This is a genomic window from Metapseudomonas resinovorans DSM 21078 (genome assembly GCF_000423545.1).
In the GTDB taxonomy this organism is placed as follows: domain Bacteria; phylum Pseudomonadota; class Gammaproteobacteria; order Pseudomonadales; family Pseudomonadaceae; genus Metapseudomonas; species Metapseudomonas resinovorans.
The window spans coordinates 67,897-88,045 of the sequence record NZ_KE384032.1 but is presented as its reverse complement, the minus strand read 5'-3'; the positions used below and the strand labels follow the sequence as shown (position 1 = coordinate 88,045).

The following is a 20,149-nucleotide window of genomic DNA, read 5'->3' as shown; positions in this document are numbered from 1 at the left end:
CACTAGAAGAAGGCCGCGCGGTGAATTTTCCATCTATTCGTACAAAGCGTAAGCCCACTCCTACGTGGCATGACGGCTCTTCCTATAGGGGGGTATCTCGTCGCTCTCTAACATGCTCGGTTTGCATTCAATAGAGGCTTCCAGGAGGAAGGCTCCAGGAGTGAACCCGCATGCAACGTCGCCATCGTCCGCTACTCGTTCGATTGTCTGCCGTACTGCTGGCAACCTTCGCGGTCGCGTACGAGGTCCAGGCCAATACCTGTCGGTGGACGGGTGGATCTCTACGTCCGAGCTACACGCTTTCGGGAATACCGGCTGAAATCCGCCTGACGGAGCGGGTGGCGATAGGCGAAGTCATGGGCACTGCCGAATTTGCGAACAATGCCCTGACGGGCTACGTCGACTGCCAGGGGAGCCTCAACGTTGCCAGGCACCACTATGAGCTGAGCGGTTTGAGTGAAGTGCCCGGGTTCAACAGGACCTATGCGACCGGTGTCGAGGGAATTGGCGTCAAGCTCCGTTTGCGCACCGGCAGCGGCTGGGATAACGGCACTTACCTTCCCGCAGTCTACTCACCTGCATTGCGAATCTATCCGCCACCGCAATTTCGGCTTGAGTTCGTGCGCACCGGCAGCAAAGTCGGTAGCGGACCCATGGCGCTTAACTTTTCGCTGAATTTCAGCACGCAGTACGACCAACGCTTCCAATGGACCACCTGGGGATACGCCGGCAACGTCGCACTGATCAACTCGGCGTTCTTTTCCAGCTGCGAACCCATCCAGCAACTGACCCAAGTGCCGATGGGCGCGGTAACGGCCTCGGCGCTGAAGGGAGACCGGGCGCCGGTCAAACCTTTTGCCTTCGATGTGCGCTGCAAAGGCCTGGATAACCCCGGGACGGGGCTGGTGGGCGTCTCCTTCGAAGGCAAGTCACCCCGCGCGGGCCGGCTCGAACTGGACAGCGGCGACCTGAGCGCACGTGGTGTCGAGATTGCTCTGAAGGATGCGCAGGGCAACGACCTGCCCATTGGTAACCATAAGGCCCAGAAGCTCGAGCCTGAGGGGGAAGATGCCGACGGTTACCTCTACCGCTTCAGTGGCAGCGCGCAGTACATCCAGACTTCGCAGGACATCGAAGGCGGCGAGGCAAACGCCTCGCTGACCTACATCCTCGATTACAACTGATCCATCGGCAGGCGTTCGGCACGCGCAGGCAACGCCGAGGCGGCGCTGTTCGGTTCATGACGCGGGGGACGTGGTGTCCGTTATTTCAATCACGTATTCACCCGTCTCCAGCTTGATTCCCGTTTATTTCGGGGTTTTCCTGGGATTTCTATTTCTGGCGTTCCAAATATCGAACACCTGCGCTTGGCATTGTGAATTATATCGTGTAAATTTTCATGAAATTTCATATTGAAAAATTCACGAGGCACCCATGTTCAAGCAGTCCGCCCAGCATGTCGGCACCTACTACGCCCGCACCTATCCCTGCAGCCTTCCGCTGCGACCGATTCAGGCCGGCAGCGAGGAGACCGATGTCCTGATCATCGGTGCCGGCTTCAGTGGTCTGCATACCGCCCTGCGCCTAGCCGAGGCCGGCAAGCGCGTGACCCTGCTGGAAGCCAGCCGCGTGGCCTGGGCCGCTTCGGGGCGCAACGGTGGGCAGGCGCTGCTGGGCTGGTCCTGCGATATGCCGCCGCTGGAGAAAGCGCTGGGCCTGGAGCGTACCCGTCGCCTGTGGGACAGCATGCGCTGGGCCGCCGAGGAGATGCGCGAACTGCCGGTCCGCCACGGGTTCGATGTGGACTACCGCGTCGGCAGCCTCTGGACCGCCGTGATGGAGCGCCGGGTGAAGTTCCTCGAAGAAGCCCAGGCCGACGCTATTCACAAGTGGGGCTACGACCGGATGCGTCTGATCCGCCGCGACGAGCTGGGCGAGTGGATCGACAGCCCGCGCTACCAGGCTGCGCTCTACGACCCGGAAGCCGCCCACCTCAACCCGTTGAAGCTGGCCCAGGGCCTGGCGGCCGCCATCGAAGCCCGTGGCGGACGCATCTACGAGCAGAGCCAGGTGCTGGAATACCGTGAAACGCCCTCCGGCTATGTGGCCCGCACCGCCCAGGGCGAAGTGCGCGGCAGCACCCTGGTGATGGCCTGTAACGCGTACGTCGACCGTCTCGACCGCCAACTTTCCAGCCGCCTGCTGCCGGTGGGCTCCTATCAAGTCGCCACCGCGCCGCTGGACCCGGAACTGGCGCGCTCGCTGCTGCCGAAGAACAGCTGCGTGATCGACAACCAGTTCGTGCCGGACTACTTCCGCCTCACCCCCGATAACCGTCTGTTGTTCGGCGGCGGCTGCACTTACCTGGGCGGCCTGCCCAAGGACGTGCCGGCTGCCACCCGGCCTTACCTGGAACGCGTGTTCCCGCAGCTCAAGGGTGTGGAGATCGAGTTCGGCTGGGGCGGGCATATCGACGTCAGCATGAAGCGCACCCCGGATATCGGCCGCGAAGGTTCGCGCTACTGGCTCCAGGGCTTCTCCGGTCACGGCATCCTGCCGACCCTGGCCGGCGCCAAGGCGGTGAGCGACGCCATCCTCGGCAACGACGACCTGCTCGATCTGTACCAGGCCATAGGCAACCCGCGCTTCCCGGGCGGTTCGTTGTTGGCCGCGCCCCTGGAAGCTGCGGGCAAGGCCTATTACCGCCTCCGGGATGTGATTTAAGGTCGCGCCATTCGAGTACGACCGGAGCGCTCCAATGGACAAGCAAGACGAAATCGAAAGCCTCGCGATCCTGATTCGCGACCTGCGCAAACACAAGAACGTGACCCTGGGAGACCTCGCCGCGCGCATCGATCGCTCGGTGGGCTTCCTCTCCCAGGTGGAGCGCGGGCTCTCGCGTCCGACCGTGGCCGACCTCACCGCCATCAGCGAAGCGCTGGGCGTGCCGACCACCTACTTCTACAACCTGAGCAAGCCGCGCGAGACGCCCTGGGTCACCCGCCCCGGCGAGCGCCGCACGCTCTATTACGCCGGCGGCATCACCGACGTGCTGGCCTCGCCCACCATGTCCGGCGGCTTTTCCATGCTCGAGAGCCACCTGGCACCCGGCGCCACCAGCGGCGAAGGCCACCTGGACGACAGCTCGGAGCAGGGCGGTTTCGTGCTCGAAGGCGAGCTGACGGTGTGGTACGGCGACGACGCCGAGCCGGTCACCCTTTACCCGAATGACAGTTTCCAGCTGCCGCCCCATGCGCAGTTCCGCTACGCCAATCTTTCCGACAAACCAACGCGGGTGCTTTGGGTATTTACCTGAAGCGACAGCTCGCAGGACAGCAGTGATGACAACAACAAACCAGTACCCCGACCTGCTCAGCGAAGTCCGCGCCTTCCGTGCCCAGTACCCGGAAGTCCGCTATGTCGACCTGATCTGCCTGGACATTCCCGGCCACTTCTACGGCAAGCGCTACCCCGTGGAGATGGTGGAGAAAGTGGCCGCCGGCAGTCCGCTGAAAGTGCCGCAGAACTGCGTGCTGCTGGGCACCCAGGGTGGGCTCTATCCGATTGGCGACTACTGCTTCAACGACGGCGACCCGGACGCGCCGCGTCGCCTGGTGCCTGGCACCCTGAAGCCGGTGCGCTGGGAGAAGGAACCCCTGGGACAGATGCTCATCACCTCCGACGGTACCGAAGCGCCCATCGAGTTCGAGCCGCGCGAAGTGCTGGCGCGGGTCCTGCAACGCCTGGAAAAACGTGGCATCCGCCCGGTGGTGGCCTTCGAACTGGAGTTCTACCTGTTCGACCGCAAGCTGCAGAATGGCCTGCCGCAGTTCCCCCGCGACCCGCTTTGCGATGACGAAGACGACCAGCCGAACATGCACATCGAGCGTCTGTCGCGTTTCTCCTCGGTGCTCCATGAGATGGTCGAGGCGGCCAACGAACAGGGCGTCGCCGCCAACGTCATCACCGCCGAACTCGGCCCGGGCCAGTTCGAGATCAACTTCGGCCACTGCGACGACGGCCTCCAGGCCGCCGACTGGGCCGCCCTGTTCTGCCGCAGCACCCGTGGCGTGGCGATGAAGCACGGCCACCGCGCCAGCTTCATGAGCAAGCCCTACCTGAACGCACCGGGCAGCGGCATGCACGTGCACGTCAGCCTTTACGACCGCGACGGCCACAACCTGCTGGCCGCCAACGAGCAGCGTCCGCTGCGCCATGCCGTGGCCGGCTGCCTCGACCTGCTGCCGCACTGCATGCCGATCTTCGCCGCCAACCACAACGCCTTCCGCCGCTACGGCGCCATGGTCAACGCCGCCAGCCGTGCCAGCTGGGGCTTCGAAGACCGCGATGCGTGCATCCGCATTCCCGAGTCCGATGGCCGCAACCTGCGCATCGAACACCGCCTCGCCGGCGCCGACGCCAACCCCTACCTGGTGCTGGCCGCCATCCTTACCGGCATGGAGCACGGCCTGGACGCCGCCCGCGAGCCCATCGCCCCGCTCAACGAAGACCGTTCCAGCGGCATCGACTTCCCCACGGACATGCTCACCGCCGTGACCGCCATGCGCAGCCACCCCGATGTGAACGAAGGCCTGGGCAGCGAATTCGTGATGGTCTATTGCGAGAACAAGCGCCAGGAATACCTGGATTTCATGAACGAGGTCAGCGCGCGGGAATATCGCTGGTACATGTGATCGCCTGAGTCTTTTTCGCCGGCAGACGTAGGGAGGAAATCGCCTTTCATGTCCACCGTCCAGTGTTCCGCCTGGGGATGAATGGTGGACCTGTGAAACGTGGTCCACCCGACGACTGCACCGGAGGTGGTCCGAGCGTCACCCCTCTCCGCTTCAGGGAGAGGGGACGGGGGAGAGGGTGTCCGAGCCGAACGCCATCAGCAGATCCTCCACGAACGCCAGCTGCGCCTCGCTCGGCTGGCGCCCGCGATGGCTGCTGAGGTGGAACTGCACGCGATAGCCCGTCTCCTCCGGCAGCAGCGCCTGCAGCTGACCGGCTGCCTCCCAGGGCGCGGCGATGTGCTCCGGCAGGTAGCCGATATGCGCGCCCGACAGGATGAAGGCAAGGCTGCACTCCACCTGTTCGGTGCGCGCACTGCTCGGGCCGCTCTGGAAGGGCTGCCGCGCTTCTTCGAAACGGTACGGGTGATGCACCAGGTCGCAGTCGGCCAGGTCGTCGAGACTGACCTGCCCACGCCCGAACAGCGGGTGTCCGACACCACAGAACAACCGTTGCTGCTCGCTGAACAGCGGCTGGTAGTCCAGCGCCGCCTGGGTGCCCGAGAAGTAACCGATCGCCAGGTGCAGCTGGTCTTGCAGCAGGCGCCGCTCCAGCTCGGCCGGCATGGCACTGATCAGCTCGAACTGCACCGCCTGGTTGCGCTGGCGGAAGCGCCCGATGGCCTCTCCCAGGCGTTGCAGCACCTGGTTGTCTAGGGCTTCGGAAAGGCCGATGCGCAGTTCCCCCAGAAGCAGGTCGGCCATCCCCTGCGCCTCGCCCTTGAAGGTCTCGATGGCGCCGAACAGCTTGCGCGTGGCAGCCAGCACCTGCTCGCCCTTGGGGGTCAGGCGAAAGCCTGCCTTGCCGCGCTCGCAGAGGCGAAAGCCCAGGCGCGTCTCCAGCTTGGCCATCTGCGTGCTGATGGTGGACTGGCCGATGCCCAGCTCGCCCTGGGCGGCGCTGAAGCCACCGCTTTCCACCACCGTGACGAAGATGCGCAGCAGTTGCAGGTCGAGGTCATGGAGCTGGCTGAGCATGGCGGCACCAAACATTGATGGATGTAGATGCCAAAGTAGAACACTTCATATTTATTCAAAGCAAAGCCGGGCGCAGCATGGCTCCACCTTATCCCTCCGAGGAGCCCACCATGCGTTTCCCCTTGTTGCTTGCCGCCCTGTTCGCCTGCGCCTTGCCCGTGCAAGCCGAAGACAAGGCGCTGAACCTCTACAGCTGGTCCGCCTACATCCCGGAGAAGGCCTTGCAAGGCTTCAAGACTGAAACCGGCATCGAGGTGAAGTACGACATCTTCGACAGCGCCGAAGCCCTGGATGCCAAGCTGCTCACCGGTGGCAGCGGTTATGACGTGGTCTTCCCCGCCAGCAGTGGCCTGGCCCGCGCCATCCAGGCCCAGGCAGTGCAGCCGGTGCAGCGCGAACGACTGAAGAACTTCGCCAACCTCGACGCCGAACTGCTGGCCAAGCTGGCCGCCGTCGACCCGGACAACCGCTTCGGCGTGCCTTATACCTGGGGCACCGTGGGCCTGGGCATCAACCAGGAGGCCGTGGCCAAGCGCATTCCCGATGCACCGCTGAACAGCCTCGACCTGCTGTTCAAGCCCGAATACGCCAGCCGTCTCAAGGATTGCGGCATCGCCGTGATCGACTCGCCGCAGGAGGTCATCAGCGTCGCGCTGCATTACCTCGGCAAGGACCCGTACAGCACCGACAAGGCCGACCTTGCGGCCGTGCAACAGCTCTTCGCCGAGCTGCAACCGAACGTGCGCTACGTGGGCTCCGGCAAGCACATCAACGATCTGGCCAAGGGGGATATCTGCCTGGCGCTGACCTACAACGGCGACGCGGCCATCGCCGCCGACCAGGCGCGGCAGGCGCAGATGCCCTTCGAGGTGATCTACCGCATCCCCCGTGAAGGCACGCTGATCTGGTTCGACACCATGGCCATTCCGGCCGACGCGCCGCACCCCGAGGCGGCTCACGCCTTCATCGACTACATGCTGCGCCCCGACGCCATTGCCGAACTGACCAACAGCCAGTTCTTCGCCAATGCCAACCAGGCTGCCAATCCGCTGCTGACACCGGAGGTGGCCGGCGACCCGGATATCTACCCGAGCAAGGACGTGCGTGATCGCCTGTTCGGCGAGCAGATCCAGTCGCTCAAGGACCAGCGTGCGCGCACTCGCCTCTGGACTTCGTTCCGTACTCAGTACTGAGTCGCCTTCAACCACCCTCACGCTCACCCCCTCTCCAAATGGGAGAGGGGATCATTGGAGACCGATGATATGGACCACGCCTTCGACAACGACCAGGCCATGACCCGCGACAGCCTCTATGGCACCGCTGCCGAATCCACCTATGCCGGCATCACCAGCTTCATGCGCCGCCGCTACAGCCGCGACCTGCGCGGCGTCGACCTGGTGGTGAGCGGGGTGCCTTTCGACACCGCCACCACCAACCGCCCCGGCAGTCGCTTCGGACCGCGCGCCATTCGCGCTGCATCGGTGCAGATGGCCTGGGCGCGGCATTACCCCTGGGAGTTCGATCCGTTCGACCACCTGGCGGTGATCGACTACGGCGACTGTGCCTTCGACCACGGCACCCCGCAGGACACGCCGGAAATCATCCAGGCCCATGCCGCGCGCATCCTCGAATCCGGCGCAGCGATGCTCACCCTGGGCGGCGACCATTTCATCAGTTACCCGCTGCTCAAGGCCCACGCGGCCAAGCATGGCCCGCTGTCGCTGATCCACTTCGACGCCCACAGCGATACCTGGCCGGATGAAGAGGTGAAGCGCATCGACCACGGCACCATGTTCTATCACGCCGCCCGCGAGGGTCTGGTCGACCCGTCACGCTCGGTGCAAGTGGGGTTGCGCACCACCAACGACGACGTGATGGGCTTCCAGGTGTTGGATGCCCGCGAGGTACACCGCCACACGCCCGAGCAGATCGCCGAACGTATCCGCGCGCGGGTAGGGGACAACCCCGTGTACCTGACCTTCGACATCGACTGCCTCGACCCGGCCTTCGCCCCCGGCACCGGCACCCCGGTGTGCGGCGGCCTGTCCAGCCACCAGGCGCTGGAAATCCTCCGTGGCCTGCGCGGCATCAACCTGGTGGGGATGGACGTGGTGGAAGTCGCGCCGCCCTACGACAACGCCGAAGTCACCGCCCTGGCCGGCGCCACCCTGGCGATGGAGATGGTTTGCCTGTACGCGGCGCGGCACAAGTTGGGGATGAAGTAAGCGGCGTCCAGCCGAGTGGACCGTAGGATGGGTTGAGGTACGAAACCCATCGCAACCGAAGCCGATGGGTTTCGCTGCGCTCAACCGCATCCTACGAACCGGTGTCACCTCACCACAACGCCAGGACCGTAGGATGGGTTGAGGTACGAAACCCATCGCAACCGAAGCCGATGGGTTTCGCTGCGCTCAACCGCATCCTACGAATCGGTGTCACCTCACCACAACGCCAGGGTGTAGCTCAGGATCAGCCGGTTCTCGTCGATGTCGCTGCCGAAGTTGCTGCGGGTGCTCGCGTTGCGCCACTTCACGCCGAGGTTCTTCAGCGGTCCGCTCTGCACCACGTAGGCGATGTCGGTGTTGCGTTCCCACTCCTTGCCTTCACCGGCCGCGCCGCGCAGATCGACGTTGTCGCCCGACAGGTAGCGCGTCATGAAGGTCAGGCCGGGGATGCCCAGGGCCGCGAAGTTGTAGTCGTAGCGCGCCTGCCAGGAGTGTTCGTCTTCGTTGCTGAAGTCGTTGATCTGCACCAGGTTCACCAGGTAGGCGTCGGTGCCGTTGATGCTGGCAAAGCCGGTGTCGCCACTCATGCGCTGGTAGCCCAGGCCGAAGGCGTGGCCGCCCAAGGCGTAGGTGAACATCGCGCCGAAAGCGTCGTTATCCACATTGCTGCCGCCATCGTCGGTGCTGTGCGCCCAGCGGATATCGCTCTTCAGTGACTGCCCTTCGGCAATGGGCAGCAGGTGGTTCAGGGTCAGGTAGTGCTGCTTGTAGATGCCGTCGAGGCCGCCGTAGTGGTAAGCGCTGCTGAGGTTGGGCGTCCACTTGTAGGTCGCACCGGCGAAGTCGAATTGATCGCTGGTTTTTGTCCGGCCCAGGACGATGTTGCGGTTACCGCCGTTGAAGACCGACATCTCTTCGTTGTCCGAAGAGTTGCGCAGGTTGATGCGGTCGAAGCGGCCGAGGTCGAGGCTGAGGTTTTCCACTTCCGCCGAGTTCGCCCAGGCACCCCGGAAGGTCTGCGGCAGCAGGCGGCTGTCGTTGTACAGCGCCACCGGCAGCTTGGGCAGCAGGGTGCCGACCTTGAGGGTGCTCTGCGAGAAACGCAGCTTGGCGGTCAGGCCCAGTTCGCCGTACTCATCCTGGGCGCGATTGGGCCGCTCGCGGTCGGACTTCAGCAGGCCGGTGCCGGTGCGATCCGGGCTGGAATCCAGCTTCACGCCCAGCAAGCCGAGGGCGTCCACGCCCACGCCGACGGGGCCGTCGGTGTAGCCCGACTCATAGCGCAGCAGGAAGCCCTGGGCCCATTCTTCGGCCTTGCTCTGGGCGGAGCCGTCCTGGCGGAAGTCGCGGTTGAAGTAGAAGTTGCGCAGCTCAAGGCTGGCCTTGGAGTCCTTGATGAAGTCGGCGCTGACCGGGCCGCAGAAGGTCAGGGCAGTGACGCCGCAAAGAGCGAGGCTGAGGGTGTTGCGATCCATGTGTTTTCCTCTTCTTGTTGTTGTTCAGGCACAGCGATACCCGCTCCGGCGCGAAACGCCGAAGGCGGAAGAGACTGAAAAAAAGACGCGGACCCAGGACGGGCCCGCGCTATCACGCACAATCTTTACGAGGCGATCAGCTCACGCAGTCCGATACGCCCCTCGCGGAACAGCCGCGCATCCATCAGCTTCGGCTCGTGCACGATGGGTCGGAAATCCATGCGGGCCAGGATGTCCCGCTCCAGGTCCACGCCGGGTGCGATCTCGATCAGCTCCAGGCCTTCCGTGGTCAGGCGGAACACGCAGCGCTCGGTGACGTAGAGCACCGGCTTGCCTGACTCGGCAGCAAGCCTGCCGGCGAAGGTGCGGTGTTCCACTTCCTGGACGAACTTGCGCACCTCGCCGTCCTGCACGATGCGTAGCTCGCCGTTCTCGATGCGGATGTCCTGGGTGCCGGCGCTGAAAGTGCCGACGAAGACCACCGCCTTGGCGTTCTGGCTGATGTTGATGAAGCCGCCGGCGCCCGCCAGGCGAGTGCCGAACCGGGATACGTTGAGGTTGCCCTCGGCGTCGGCCTGGGCGAGGCCGAGGAAGGCGATATCCAGGCCGCCGCCGTCGTAGAAGTCGAACTGGTAGGGCTGGTCGATCAACGCGCTGTGGTTGCTCGCCGCCCCGAAATCCAGGCCCGAGGCGGGCACGCCACCGATCACGCCGGGCTCGGCGGTCAGCGTCAGCAGGTCGATCACGCCTTCCTCCGCGGCCACGGCGGCCACACCTTCGGGCATGCCGATGCCGAGGTTGACCACCGCGCCCGGCGGCAGCTCCAGGGCGGCGCGGCGGGCGATCAGCTTGCGCAGGTCAAGCGGCATGGGCGCCAGGCTGTCCACCGGCACCCGCACCTCGGCGGCGAAGGCCGGGTTGTAGGTGGTGGCGAAGGTCTGCTGATGGTTTTCCGGGCGGGCTACCACCACGCAGTCCACCAGTATCCCGGGGATCTTCACGTCGCGCGGGTTCAGCGAGCCACGGGCCACCACGCGCTCCACCTGGGCGATCACCAGGCCGCCCGAATTGCGCGCGGCCATGGCGATGGCCAGGCTCTCGATGGTCAGCGCCTCGCGCTCCATGGAGAGGTTGCCGTCTTCGTCGGCGCTGGTGGCGCGGATCACCCCGACGTGGATCGGGAAGGCCTTGTAGAACAGGTAGTCCTCGCCCTCGATGGGCATGCGTCGCACCAACTCCTCGGTGGTGCGCGCATTCAGCTTGCCGCCGCCGAACGCAGGGTCGACGAAGGTGCCCAGGCCGACCTTGGACAGTTGCCCCGGCTTGCCTGCCGCGATATCGCGGAACAACTGCGAGATCACACCCTGGGGCAGGTTGTAGGCCTCGATGCGGTTATCCACGGCGAGCTTCTGCAAGCCCGGCACCAGGCCCCAGTGGCCACCGATCACCCGACGCACCAAGCCCTCATGGGCCAGGTGGTTGAGGCCGCGGCCCTTGCCGTCGCCTTGTCCGGCGGCATACACCAGGGTCAGGCCCTGCGGCGCCTGCCGGGCGGCGAAGCGCTGTTCCAGGGCGATGGCGATTTCCTCGGCGAAGCCGATGCCGACGAAACCGCCCGTGGCCAGGTTGGCGTTGTCCGGAATCTTGGCGACCGCATCGGCGGCGCTCATCACTTTGCTCATTCGGTACCTCGAGCGGTCAATCTGAATTCGGGGGCCTTGCTTCAGCGGCCTGGTAAGGATCAGAAACTCCCGAACAGGCTGCCCAGGGTGATCACCACGGTCAGCGCCATGAGCGGGAAGATCACGGTGTTCATGAAGATGAATTTGTACGAATCGCGGTGGGTCAGCTTGCAGATGGCCAGCAGCGAGATCACCGCGCCGTTGTGCGGCAGGGTGTCCATGCAGCCGGAGGCCATGGCGGCGACGCGGTGCAGCAGCTCAGGGCTGATGCCGGCGGCGTTGGCCATTTCCAGGTACTGCGCACCGAGGGTCTTCAGCGCGATGGACATGCCGCCGGAGGCCGAGCCGGTGATGCCGGCGAGGATGTTCACGGCGACGGCTTCGGACACCAGCGGGTTGCCCGGCACGCTGAGCACCAGGTCGCGGATCACCACGAAGCCGGCGAGCGAGGCGATCACGGTGCCGTAACCCACTTCGGACGCGGTGTTGAGGATCGGCAGCATGGAGCCGAAGGTGCCGTCGTTGAGGCTTTGCTTGAGGTCGGTCCAGCGCTTCCAGTGCAGGCCGATCAGCAGCAGCACGGCGGCGCTGAGGGCGACGATGATGGACCAGATGCCGATCACCGACTTGGCGTCCTGCAGGCCGCCGAACTCGGGCTTGGCCAGGAAGCTGGTATCGACATTCGGCAGCACCTGCTTGGCCATCAGGAAGTTGAGGACGATCACCAGCAGGATCGGCAGCAGTGCCAGCCAGAAGCCAGTGGTCTGTACGCCAACTTGCTCCGTCGCCTCATTCTTGTGTTCGCCGTAGCCTTCGCCGGCTGCCATCAGCTTGCGGGCCTGGGCGCTCAGCCACCAGCTGCCGAGGCCGAGCATCATCAGGCCGCCGATCAGGCCGAGGATGGGCGCGGCAAAGGCGTCGGTGCCAAAGAAGGGGCTGGGGATGGCGTTCTGGATGGCCGGGGTGCCGGGCAGCGCGGTCATGGTGAAGGTGAAGGCGCCGAGGGCGATGGCACCCGGCAGCAGGCGCTTGGGAATGCCCGCCTCGCGGAACAGCGCGGTGCCGATGGGGTAGACCGCGAACGCCACCACGAACAGCGACACGCCGCCGTAGGTCAGCAAGCCGCAGGCCAGCACGATGGCCAGGATGGCGCGCTCGCGGCCGAGCTTGGCAACGATGCCGTGGGCGATGGCGCGGGCCGAGCCTGAGTCGTCCATCAACTTGCCGAAGATGGCGCCGAGCAGGAACAGCGGAAAGAACTGGATCAGGTAGCCGCCCAGGGACTTCATGAAGACCTGGGTGTAGGTCGGCAGCATCAGCGCCGCGTCGCCGGCGAAGAGCACCGCCAGCAGGGCCAGGAGGGGCGCGAGGATCAGTACGTTGATGCCGCGGTAGGCGAGGTACATCAGCAGAGCGAGAGAAATCAGGATACCTAGGGTGCCCATGGGGACTTCCTTCTTGTTGTTGTTTTCCGCCGCGTCGAGGCGGCCGGTGGCGGGCCATTGTGCGGCCCATGGCGCTCATAGAGCGAAAGCTGTGCCAAGTGCGGTGAAGAGCGCGCCAAAGGCTCTGGGGCGGGGCTTCACGGCTGAGAGGGGAGTTTCGCCGGGGAAAGTTTGTGTCTACAAATCTGGACATTGCCCAGGAAGTTGGACGCCCCGTTAAGGGGGTGTCCAACCGAATGGACAGCTGCGCTGCTTAACCCTACAAAGGCTGGTTCGCCGGCGAATGCGCGATCAGATCCCGTGAGCCTGCAACTTGTTGTACAGGCTCGCCCGGGCGATGCCGAGGCGCTCGGCGGCTTGGGTGCGATTGCCGTTGCAGGCGGCGAGGGCGGCGAGGATGGCCTGGCGTTCGGCGGCGGCCACGCTGTCGGCGAGGAGGCGGATCTCGCCGGTGGCAGGCGCTGGTGCGGGTGCCGGGGGCGCAAGGGCAGCGCCGGCTGGCAGCGGGTCTACCAGCAGTGGGCGCAGGGCGCTGGTGCTGAGTGGGCCGGCATCGCTGCTCATCTGCGCGCGCTCCAGCAGGTTGCGCAGCTCGCGCACGTTCCCCGGCCAGGGCTGGGCCTGGAGCAGGTGCAGGGCGTCGTCGGCCAGCTCCAGGGGCGGCTGGCCGGAGCGGCTGGCGATGTCGTCCAGCAGGTGTTCGATCAGCGCTGACAGATCCTCGCGCCGTTCGCGCAGGGGCGGCAGGCGCAGGGCCAGGACGTTGAGCCGGTAGTAGAGGTCCTCGCGGAACTGCCCGGCGGCCACCTTGGCTTCGAGGTCCACGTGGGTGGCGGCGATCACCCGCACATTCAGCGCCTTGACCTGGTTGGAGCCCAGCGGCTCCACCTCCTGCTCCTGCAGCACGCGCAGCATCTTCGCCTGCAGCGGCAGGGGCAGGTCACCGATCTCATCGAGGAACAGCGTGCCGCCGTCGGCCAGCTCGAACTTGCCGGCACGGGCGCGTTTGTCGGCGCCGGTGAAGGCGCCGGGCGCGGTGCCGAACAGCTCGGCTTCCACCAGGGATTCGGGAATGGCCGCCACGTTCACCGCTACGAAAGGCCCGTTGGCCCGCAGCGAGAGGTTGTGGATGCCCTGGGCGAGCAGCTCCTTGCCCGTGCCGGTTTCACCGCGCAGCAGCACCGTGGCATCCAGTTGCGCGGCGCGGCGGGCCTGGCGTTTCACCTCGCTGGCGGCGGCGCTGCTGCCGATGAATCCGGCGATGGTGTAGCGCGCACGGCGGGCCTTGGCCAGCTCGCGCTGGGTGGCGGCCAGCTGGGTCTGCAACTGGTTGTACTTGGCCATGACCGGCTGCAGGTGGCGTGCGCGGTCGAACAGCACGAAGCCCAAGGCGCCGACCAGGGTGCCGTCCTCGTCGCGCAGGGGAATGCGGGTGACCACGAAGTGCTCGTCGCCGAAGGCCATCAGGTCGAGCATGCTCGGCTGGCCGTTCTGCACCACTTCACGCAGGCGGCTGGCGGGCAGGACTTCTTCGATTTCCTTGCCGAGCACGCTGCGCGGGTCCGTGATGCCGACCTTCGCGGCGTACTTGTCGTTGATCCAGACGATCCGCGCCTGGCGATTCACCGCAATGGTGCCCTCGCACTGGGCGTTGAGGTGGTCGAACAACAGCGGCATGGCCACTTCGCGGAACCGTTCGGGAGAGACGCCGATGACCAGACCGTTCTGGTCGATGTCTTCGCTGGCGATGGGCATGGCAGGGGCATCCGGCTGAAACATCAGGCAGCGATTATGGAGGTGCGCCCGATGAACGCCTAGCCTGTACGAAGGTCGGTAACCAGGCGTACGGCATTTCTCACAAGGAGCTTCACATGGACCTTATCCGCATCCTCATCGCCATCCTCCTGCCGCCTCTGGGCGTGTTCCTCCAGGTGGGTTTCGGCGGTGCCTTCTGGCTGAACATCCTGCTCACCCTGCTGGGCTACATCCCCGGCATCGTCCACGCGGTGTACATCATCGCCAAGCGGTAGGAAGGGGCAGGCGGATCACCATTGATGGTTTTCGCAAGCTCTACCCATCCTACGCACTGAAGCTCAGCGTTCTTCGTAGGATGGTGTAGAGCGGAGCGAAACCCATCGAGCGGCGTCAGTCCACCAGCTTGATCAACAGGATGCCGGCGGTGACCACGCAGGCCGCGAGGATGCGGCGGATGCCGAACGGCTCCTTGAACACCAGGCTGGCGATGATGGCGGCGATGATCACGCTGCTTTCGCGCAGGGCGGCAACCTTGGCCACGTTGTCCAGGGTCATGGCGAACAGCACCAGGCCGTAGGCGACGCAGTAGTTGAAGCCGCCGAACAGGCCGATACGCCAGTTGTCGCGGGCGAAGCGCAGCACCAGCGGGCCGCGGCGCATCCAGGCGAGCAGCGGGATGGTCATGCTCTGCATCAGCGTCAGGTAGACCACGAACTGCAGCACGCTGTCGGCGCGGCGCACGCCCTGGGCGTCGATCAGCGTATAGAGCGCCACCCCGGCACCGGCCAACGCCGCGCAGCCCAGTGCCTTCAACGCCCGGGATTCCAGGCGGGTGGAGAGCAGGCTGAGGATGCCGACCGAGATCAGCACCACGCCCAGCAGCATGGCGCCGGACAGGTGTTCGCCGAACACCAGCCCGGCCGACAGCGCCACCAGCAGCGGCGGCAGGCCGCGCACCACCGGGTAGACCTGGCCGAAGTCGCCGTACTGGTAAGCGCGGATCAGCAGCAGGCGGTACAGGGTGTTGACCACCACCGACAGCCCGATCAGCCCCCAGACCGCCAGCGGCGGCGGGCTCACCAGCGGCAGCAGGGCGATGCTGAAACAGAAGGCCACGCCATCCACCAGCGCCATCGACGAGAGGCGGTCGCTGCCGGATTTGATCACCGCGTTCCAGGCCGCGTGCATCAGTGCGGACAGCAGCACCAACAGGGTGGCGAGATCGGTGTCGGTGAGCACGGCGGGCTCCGGTAATGGTGGGAGAGGTGTGGGCTAGCGTGCGGCTTCATCGTTCCATCATTCAAATCGTTTATCGTTATCCGTCGAATAAGTCCCACTGATGGAGTGGCCATGAACCTCTTCCAACTCCGCGCCTTCGATGCGGTGGTCCGCGAGGGCAGCTTCACCCGCGCCGCCGAGCGCCTGTGCATCAGCCAGCCAGCGGTCACCGGGCATATCAAGGCGCTGGAGGAGCACTACCAAGTGTGCCTGCTGCGCCGCTCCGCCCGCCAGGTGGAACCTACCGAACTGGGCCGGCGCCTGGCTGCCATCAGCCACCAACTGTTCGCCCTGGCGGAACAGGCCGAAGACTTGCTGGATACCAGCCAGGCGCTGGAGTCCGGCCGCCTGGACCTTGCCGCCGACAGCCCGCACCTGGTGATGCCGCTACTGGCGCGAATGCGCGAGCGCCACCCCGGCGTGACCATCAACCTGCGCCTGGGCAACACTCAGGAAACGCTGGCTGCATTGAACGGCGAGCGGGTGGACCTGGCGCTGATCAGCGACATGAGCGAGCGCCCCGGCCTGCGGCTGCAATCCATTGGCGAGGCGCGCCTGTGTCTGCTGGTTCCGGCGGCGCACCCCTGGGTTGGCACGCGCAAGGACGTGGCCCTGAGTGAGCTGCGTAGCGAGGTGCTGCTGCAACGCGAGCCCGCCTCCCTGACCCGTCGCACCTTCGAAAAGGCCTGCATGGAGCAGGGCCTGGAACTGCGCGCGGCGCTGGAGCTGAACAGCCGCGAGGCGGTGATCGAGGCGGTGGCCGCGGGGCTCGGGGTGAGCATCCTCTACTCGCTGGAAGTCCCGCGTGATCCGCGCGTGGCGGCGCTTCCGTTGAAAGGCGAGGGACTGGTCAGCCGGCACTACCTGGCGTGTCTGGAGCGCTATGCGGAGTTGCGCGTGGTGAAGGCGTTTTTTGAGGTGGCCGGCGAAACCCTCTCCCCCCGCCCCTCTCCCTGAAGGGAGAGGGGAGTCTGTCCGTGCGGCGATGAATCCTGTGCGTCCAGAGGCACTCGGTGTTTCCGGCAGTACCCACAGCCATCAGGCGCGAGTCACCCCTCTCCTCTTCAGGGAGAGGGGGCGGGGGAGAGGGCGGCAGGCCACACCCGTTCGCCAGCCCCCGGCGCTTCCTTCCACGCCTGCAACGACCGCGTCGGCAGGTCGAAGTACTCACGCGTGCGGGCGTAGCCATGCCCGCCCATGCGGCCGATGGCGTCGAGGCCCAACTGGTCGATGTAGAGGGTCTTCGGGTCGATCAGCTCGTCGCGCACATGCACCATCAGCACTTCGCCCAGGATGATTTCCCGCGACTGGCCGATGGACAGGCCCATCATTCGCCGGCACTCCAGGGCGACCGGTGCTTCGGCAATGTACGGGCAGCCGACACGGCTGCCGGGCAGGGCAGTGAGCCCGGCGGCGAGCAGTTCGTCGAAGCCGGGTTCGAAGGGCACCGCGCAGACGTTCATGGCTTCCACCAGCGCGTCGGAGACGATGTTCACGGTGAATTCCTGGTTCAGCAGGATGTTGCGCGTGGTGTCCTTCGGGGTCAGGTCCGCATAGTTCTCCACGCCCAGGGCGAGGATCGGCGGGTCGGCGGACAGGGCGTTGAAGAAGCTGAAGGGCGCGGCATTGGCGCGGCCTTCGGCGTCCACCGTGGTGACCAGGGCGATGGGCCGGGGCACCACGCTGCCGATGAGGATCTTGTATTTCTCGCGCGGGCTCAGTTGGGCAAAGTCGAAGCTCAGCATGGCGTTATCTCTTGTTATTGGTCGGGCTCGCTGGCGAAGGCGCACAGCGGGCGTTCTGCGCTCCAGGCATCGGCGAAGGGAATCGCCGGCTGGAACAGGTCGCGCCAGTCGGGCTGGCCGAAGGCGCGGTCGGCGTGGCTCTGCATCAACTTGTGGTACTGGCGCTGGGCCTGACGCTGCAGGTTGCGATAATCGACGCCGTTGACCTGGCCGCCGTCCATCACGCAGCGGCCGCCGATCCAACTGGCGATGCAGTCGTCGCCCCGTCCGGCGAGGACGAGGTTCTTCAGTGGATCGAACAGCGGCCCCAGGTGCAGGCCGTCGAGGCTGAACACGGTGATATCGGCGCAGGCGCCCGGTGCGAGCCGGCCCAGGTCGTCTCGGCCAAGGGCCTTGGCGCCCCCCAGGGTGGCGGCGTTGTAGAGGTCAAGGGCGCTGGTTTGCGCGCTACCACCTTCCTTGAGGCGGGCGATGTTCAGGCCCTGGCGCATGTTGTCCAGCAGGTCCGCCGGCCAGGTGTCGGTGCCGAGGGCGAAGTTCACCCCGTGGGCACGGTAGCGGCCGAAGGAGTCCAGCGCCTCGCCGTCGCGGGCGAACACCACGGGGCAGTGCACCAGGCTGCTGCCGCTGTTGGCGAGGCGCGCGAGGTCGTCGTCGCCTTCGATGTAGATGCCATGGGGCAGCAGCGTTCGTGGGCCGAGCAGGTCCAGTTCCTCCAGCCAGGCCAGCGGCGCCTTGCCGCGCAGCGCTTTCACCAGGGCCACTTCGCCCGGTCCCTGGCAGCAATGCAGACGGACCGGAGCGGCCAGTTCACGGCTGAGGGCGACTGTGCGTTGCAGCAGCACCGGGGTGCAGGTCTGGATGCGGTCGGGCAGCAGGGCGCCGCGAATCAACCCGTTGTGAGCGCCGTCGAAGTCGCGGAAGAAACGCTCGGCGGCGTCCAGCCCGGCCAGGCCACGGGGTTCGTCCCAATGCTCGGCGAGGCTGCCGTCGGCGCGCAGGTACTGCATGCCGCTCATGTAGCAGGGGCCGAGGTAGGTGCGCAGGCCGAGCTCGCCGGCAATGCCCGCGACCGTCGCGAATTCGTCGTAGGTTTCCGCCCACTCGCGGTAGTACATGGAGGTGATCGGCATGGCCGTGGTGATGCCGTTGCGGATCAGCTGGGTGAAGGCATAGCGGTACTTGAAGACTTCCTCTTCGAAGCGGTAGCTCTCCTTCGGCCCACGGGCGAGGTATTCCGCCGACCACATGCGGCCCATGGCGGCCTCATCGCCGTTGTCGAGACACAGCACGGTGGAGTCGAGATCGCCCAGGGCATCCAGGTCGATGAAACCGGGGCCGAGCAGGGCGTTGCCGTAGTCGATCCACTGGTCCACTGGGCCGGGAAAGCCCCGGCCGACGAAGAGGATGCGGGCGCCTTCGATGATCACCTCGCCATCGCGCCAGAGCACGTGGCGCGTGCCATCGAAGCCGACCACGCAACTGGCCTTGAGGCCGATGCGCGGCGTGTTCACAGGCGGCTCTCCAATAGCCGGCCGTGCGCGGCGATCAGCGTGCCGGCGCGATACACCTGGCGCGTCGGCCGCGCCACCACGGCTTCGCCGAGGCTTTGCGCCTCCATCAGCAGGAAGTCGGCGCGGGCGCCAATCTGCAGGCCGTGCCCGGACAGGCCCAGGGCCTTGGCGCCATTCCGGCTGGCGGCATCGAAGGCGGCGGCCAGCTCGTCGTCCTTGGCGAGGTCGAAGCGGAAGGCCAACAACATGGCGCGCTCCAGCATGTCGCCGTTGCCCATGGGCGACCAGGCGTCGCGGATGCCGTCGGAGCCCAGGCAGAGGTTCACGCCGGTTTCGCGCAGGGCGAGGAAGGGCGGCACTGAGCAGTCGGCCGGCGCCGAACTCATCAGTGAAATATCCAGTGCAGCCAGGCGCTCGGCCAGTGGCTTGACCTGGCTCCAGGGCGCCATGCCCAGGCAATAGGCGTGGCTGATCATCACCCGGCCCTGGCGGTTGAAACGCTCGGTGTAGTCGGCGATGCGGGCGATCTGCCAGAGGCCCAGTTCGCCCTTGTCGTGCAGGTGGATGTCCACGCCCCGGTCGAACTCGGCGGCCAGGCCGAAGACGATATCCAGCTGGGCGATGGGGTCGTTGTCGATGCCGCAGGGGTCGAGTCCGCCGACGTTTTCCACGCCCAGGCCCATGGCCTGGCGCATCAGCTCGGCGGTGCCGGGGCGGCTGACCAGCCCGGTCTGCGGGAACACCACCAGCTCCAGGTCGATCAGGTCGCGGTAGCGCTCGCGCAGGGCTTGCATGGCCTCCACATGGCGCAGGCCGAATTCGGGGTCGATGTCCACATGGCAGCGCATGGTCAGCGAGCCACGGGCGATGCAGTTTTCCAGCAGCGCGCCGGCGCGCTCGGCGATGGGCGCGGTGACCTCGCGCAGCACGCGGCGCTCGTTAGCGATGTAGTCCTTGAGCGTCGGCCCGGCGCTGTTGGGGCGCCAGGGTTGGTCCCAGAGGGTTTTGTCCAGGTGGATGTGGCTTTCCACCAGGGCGCAGGTCATCAGTTGGCCGGCGCCGTCGATATCAGCGGCGGTCAGCGCAACATCGCTCGCCGGGCGGCGCTCGGCGAAGCGGCCGTGCTGGATGAGGAAGTCTTCAGCCGCGCCGCCGAAGGGGCGGACATTGCGCAGCCAATAAGTGTCGGTCATGGGGACATCTCAACGCATGAAGGTGGACGAACGTAGGATGGGTAGAGCCTGCGAAACCCATGCTGC

Annotated in this window: 17 protein-coding genes; 8 read left to right on the top strand and 9 right to left on the bottom strand. The window is 65.9% G+C overall.

Annotated elements, in window-relative coordinates; all coding sequences use genetic code 11:
* Nucleotides 1-170: 170 nt before the first annotated feature.
* The 4 genes from G559_RS0126465 to G559_RS0126450 all read left to right on the top strand — a co-directional run bounded on the left by G559_RS0126465 (nucleotide 171) and on the right by G559_RS0126450 (nucleotide 4,694).
* Nucleotides 171-1,184, top strand: coding sequence for a fimbrial protein (locus tag G559_RS0126465; protein ID WP_081668172.1), 1,014 nt, complete (start codon nucleotides 171-173; stop codon nucleotides 1,182-1,184).
* 250 nt (nucleotides 1,185-1,434) lie between these two features.
* Entirely contained in the window at nucleotides 1,435-2,724 is a 1,290-nt protein-coding gene (locus tag G559_RS0126460) for an NAD(P)/FAD-dependent oxidoreductase (RefSeq protein ID WP_028631118.1), read from the top strand.
* Between the two features lie 34 nt (nucleotides 2,725-2,758).
* A complete protein-coding gene (locus tag G559_RS0126455; RefSeq protein WP_028631117.1) occupies nucleotides 2,759-3,316 on the top strand; it encodes a helix-turn-helix domain-containing protein in 558 nt (185 codons plus the stop codon).
* A gap of 25 nt (nucleotides 3,317-3,341) precedes the next feature.
* On the top strand, nucleotides 3,342-4,694 hold the full coding sequence (locus G559_RS0126450) for a glutamine synthetase family protein (protein ID WP_028631116.1): 1,353 nt from the start codon (nucleotides 3,342-3,344) through the stop codon (nucleotides 4,692-4,694).
* A gap of 153 nt (nucleotides 4,695-4,847) precedes the next feature.
* Here the strand turns inward: G559_RS0126450 and G559_RS0126445 are convergent, their stop codons facing one another.
* Nucleotides 4,848-5,771, bottom strand: coding sequence for a LysR family transcriptional regulator (locus G559_RS0126445; protein ID WP_028631115.1), 924 nt, complete (start codon nucleotides 5,769-5,771; stop codon nucleotides 4,848-4,850).
* A 110-nt stretch (nucleotides 5,772-5,881) separates the two neighbouring features.
* Between G559_RS0126445 and G559_RS0126440 the strand changes: the two genes are divergently transcribed.
* Together G559_RS0126440 and speB are read left to right on the top strand one after the other, a co-directional pair.
* Nucleotides 5,882-6,964, top strand: coding sequence for a polyamine ABC transporter substrate-binding protein (locus G559_RS0126440; protein WP_028631114.1), 1,083 nt, complete (start codon nucleotides 5,882-5,884; stop codon nucleotides 6,962-6,964).
* Nucleotides 6,965-7,033: 69 nt separating this feature from the next.
* The gene (gene speB / locus G559_RS0126435; RefSeq protein WP_028631113.1) at nucleotides 7,034-7,996 is read left to right on the top strand and encodes an agmatinase; all 963 of its coding nucleotides are present in this window, start codon (nucleotides 7,034-7,036) and stop codon (nucleotides 7,994-7,996) included.
* A gap of 215 nt (nucleotides 7,997-8,211) precedes the next feature.
* On the opposite strand, the gene G559_RS0126430 is transcribed toward speB, so the two are convergent.
* The 4 genes from G559_RS0126430 to G559_RS0126415 all read right to left on the bottom strand — a co-directional run bounded on the left by G559_RS0126430 (nucleotide 8,212) and on the right by G559_RS0126415 (nucleotide 14,353).
* Entirely contained in the window at nucleotides 8,212-9,471 is a 1,260-nt protein-coding gene (locus G559_RS0126430; protein ID WP_028631112.1) for an OprD family porin, read from the bottom strand.
* Between the two features lie 125 nt (nucleotides 9,472-9,596).
* Nucleotides 9,597-11,153, bottom strand: a complete 1,557-nt coding sequence (locus tag G559_RS0126425) for an acyl CoA:acetate/3-ketoacid CoA transferase (RefSeq protein WP_028631111.1) — start codon at nucleotides 11,151-11,153, stop codon at nucleotides 9,597-9,599.
* A gap of 59 nt (nucleotides 11,154-11,212) precedes the next feature.
* Nucleotides 11,213-12,598, bottom strand: a complete 1,386-nt coding sequence (locus G559_RS0126420; RefSeq protein WP_028631110.1) for a GntP family permease — start codon at nucleotides 12,596-12,598, stop codon at nucleotides 11,213-11,215.
* Between the two features lie 291 nt (nucleotides 12,599-12,889).
* Complete coding sequence (locus G559_RS0126415; protein ID WP_028631109.1) at nucleotides 12,890-14,353, bottom strand: sigma-54 interaction domain-containing protein; 1,464 nt, start codon at nucleotides 14,351-14,353, stop codon at nucleotides 12,890-12,892.
* A gap of 116 nt (nucleotides 14,354-14,469) precedes the next feature.
* Here G559_RS0126415 and G559_RS30160 point away from each other — a divergent pair, with 116 nt between their 5' ends.
* Nucleotides 14,470-14,628, top strand: coding sequence for a YqaE/Pmp3 family membrane protein (locus G559_RS30160; RefSeq protein WP_003084988.1), 159 nt, complete (start codon nucleotides 14,470-14,472; stop codon nucleotides 14,626-14,628).
* Nucleotides 14,629-14,743: 115 nt separating this feature from the next.
* Here the strand turns inward: G559_RS30160 and G559_RS0126405 are convergent, their stop codons facing one another.
* Nucleotides 14,744-15,592 (bottom strand): EamA family transporter, encoded by an 849-nt coding sequence (locus G559_RS0126405; RefSeq protein WP_028631108.1) that lies wholly within the window; start codon nucleotides 15,590-15,592, stop codon nucleotides 14,744-14,746.
* A 111-nt stretch (nucleotides 15,593-15,703) separates the two neighbouring features.
* Here G559_RS0126405 and G559_RS0126400 point away from each other — a divergent pair, with 111 nt between their 5' ends.
* Nucleotides 15,704-16,588, top strand: coding sequence for a LysR substrate-binding domain-containing protein (locus G559_RS0126400; protein ID WP_028631107.1), 885 nt, complete (start codon nucleotides 15,704-15,706; stop codon nucleotides 16,586-16,588).
* Nucleotides 16,589-16,695: 107 nt separating this feature from the next.
* Here the strand turns inward: G559_RS0126400 and G559_RS0126395 are convergent, their stop codons facing one another.
* The 3 genes from G559_RS0126395 to G559_RS0126385 are packed head-to-tail and all read right to left on the bottom strand — an operon-like array spanning nucleotide 16,696 to nucleotide 20,083.
* Entirely contained in the window at nucleotides 16,696-17,376 is a 681-nt protein-coding gene (locus G559_RS0126395; protein WP_028631106.1) for a flavin reductase family protein, read from the bottom strand.
* Between the two features lie 14 nt (nucleotides 17,377-17,390).
* On the bottom strand, nucleotides 17,391-18,890 hold the full coding sequence (locus G559_RS0126390; RefSeq protein ID WP_028631105.1) for an amidohydrolase family protein: 1,500 nt from the start codon (nucleotides 18,888-18,890) through the stop codon (nucleotides 17,391-17,393).
* Entirely contained in the window at nucleotides 18,887-20,083 is a 1,197-nt protein-coding gene (locus tag G559_RS0126385) for an amidohydrolase family protein (protein ID WP_028631104.1), read from the bottom strand. Before G559_RS0126385 ends, G559_RS0126390 begins: the two co-directional genes overlap by 4 nt.
* Between the last annotated feature and the right edge of the window lie 66 nt (nucleotides 20,084-20,149).

Bases quoted from the DNA above. Each gene is read 5' to 3' on its own strand.
- G559_RS0126465 (WP_081668172.1), top strand. From the start codon at position 171: ATGCAACGTCGCCATCGTCCGCTACTCGTTCGATTGTCTGCCGTACTG.
- G559_RS0126460 (WP_028631118.1), top strand. From the start codon at position 1,435: ATGTTCAAGCAGTCCGCCCAGCATGTCGGCACCTACTACGCCCGCACC.
- G559_RS0126455 (WP_028631117.1), top strand. From the start codon at position 2,759: ATGGACAAGCAAGACGAAATCGAAAGCCTCGCGATCCTGATTCGCGAC.
- G559_RS0126450 (WP_028631116.1), top strand. From the start codon at position 3,342: ATGACAACAACAAACCAGTACCCCGACCTGCTCAGCGAAGTCCGCGCC.
- G559_RS0126445 (WP_028631115.1), bottom strand. From the start codon at position 5,771: ATGCTCAGCCAGCTCCATGACCTCGACCTGCAACTGCTGCGCATCTTC.
- G559_RS0126440 (WP_028631114.1), top strand. From the start codon at position 5,882: ATGCGTTTCCCCTTGTTGCTTGCCGCCCTGTTCGCCTGCGCCTTGCCC.
- speB (WP_028631113.1), top strand. From the start codon at position 7,034: ATGGACCACGCCTTCGACAACGACCAGGCCATGACCCGCGACAGCCTC.
- G559_RS0126430 (WP_028631112.1), bottom strand. From the start codon at position 9,471: ATGGATCGCAACACCCTCAGCCTCGCTCTTTGCGGCGTCACTGCCCTG.
- G559_RS0126425 (WP_028631111.1), bottom strand. From the start codon at position 11,153: ATGAGCAAAGTGATGAGCGCCGCCGATGCGGTCGCCAAGATTCCGGAC.
- G559_RS0126420 (WP_028631110.1), bottom strand. From the start codon at position 12,598: ATGGGCACCCTAGGTATCCTGATTTCTCTCGCTCTGCTGATGTACCTC.
- G559_RS0126415 (WP_028631109.1), bottom strand. From the start codon at position 14,353: ATGCCCATCGCCAGCGAAGACATCGACCAGAACGGTCTGGTCATCGGC.
- G559_RS30160 (WP_003084988.1), top strand. From the start codon at position 14,470: ATGGACCTTATCCGCATCCTCATCGCCATCCTCCTGCCGCCTCTGGGC.
- G559_RS0126400 (WP_028631107.1), top strand. From the start codon at position 15,704: ATGAACCTCTTCCAACTCCGCGCCTTCGATGCGGTGGTCCGCGAGGGC.
- G559_RS0126395 (WP_028631106.1), bottom strand. From the start codon at position 17,376: ATGCTGAGCTTCGACTTTGCCCAACTGAGCCCGCGCGAGAAATACAAG.
- G559_RS0126385 (WP_028631104.1), bottom strand. From the start codon at position 20,083: ATGACCGACACTTATTGGCTGCGCAATGTCCGCCCCTTCGGCGGCGCG.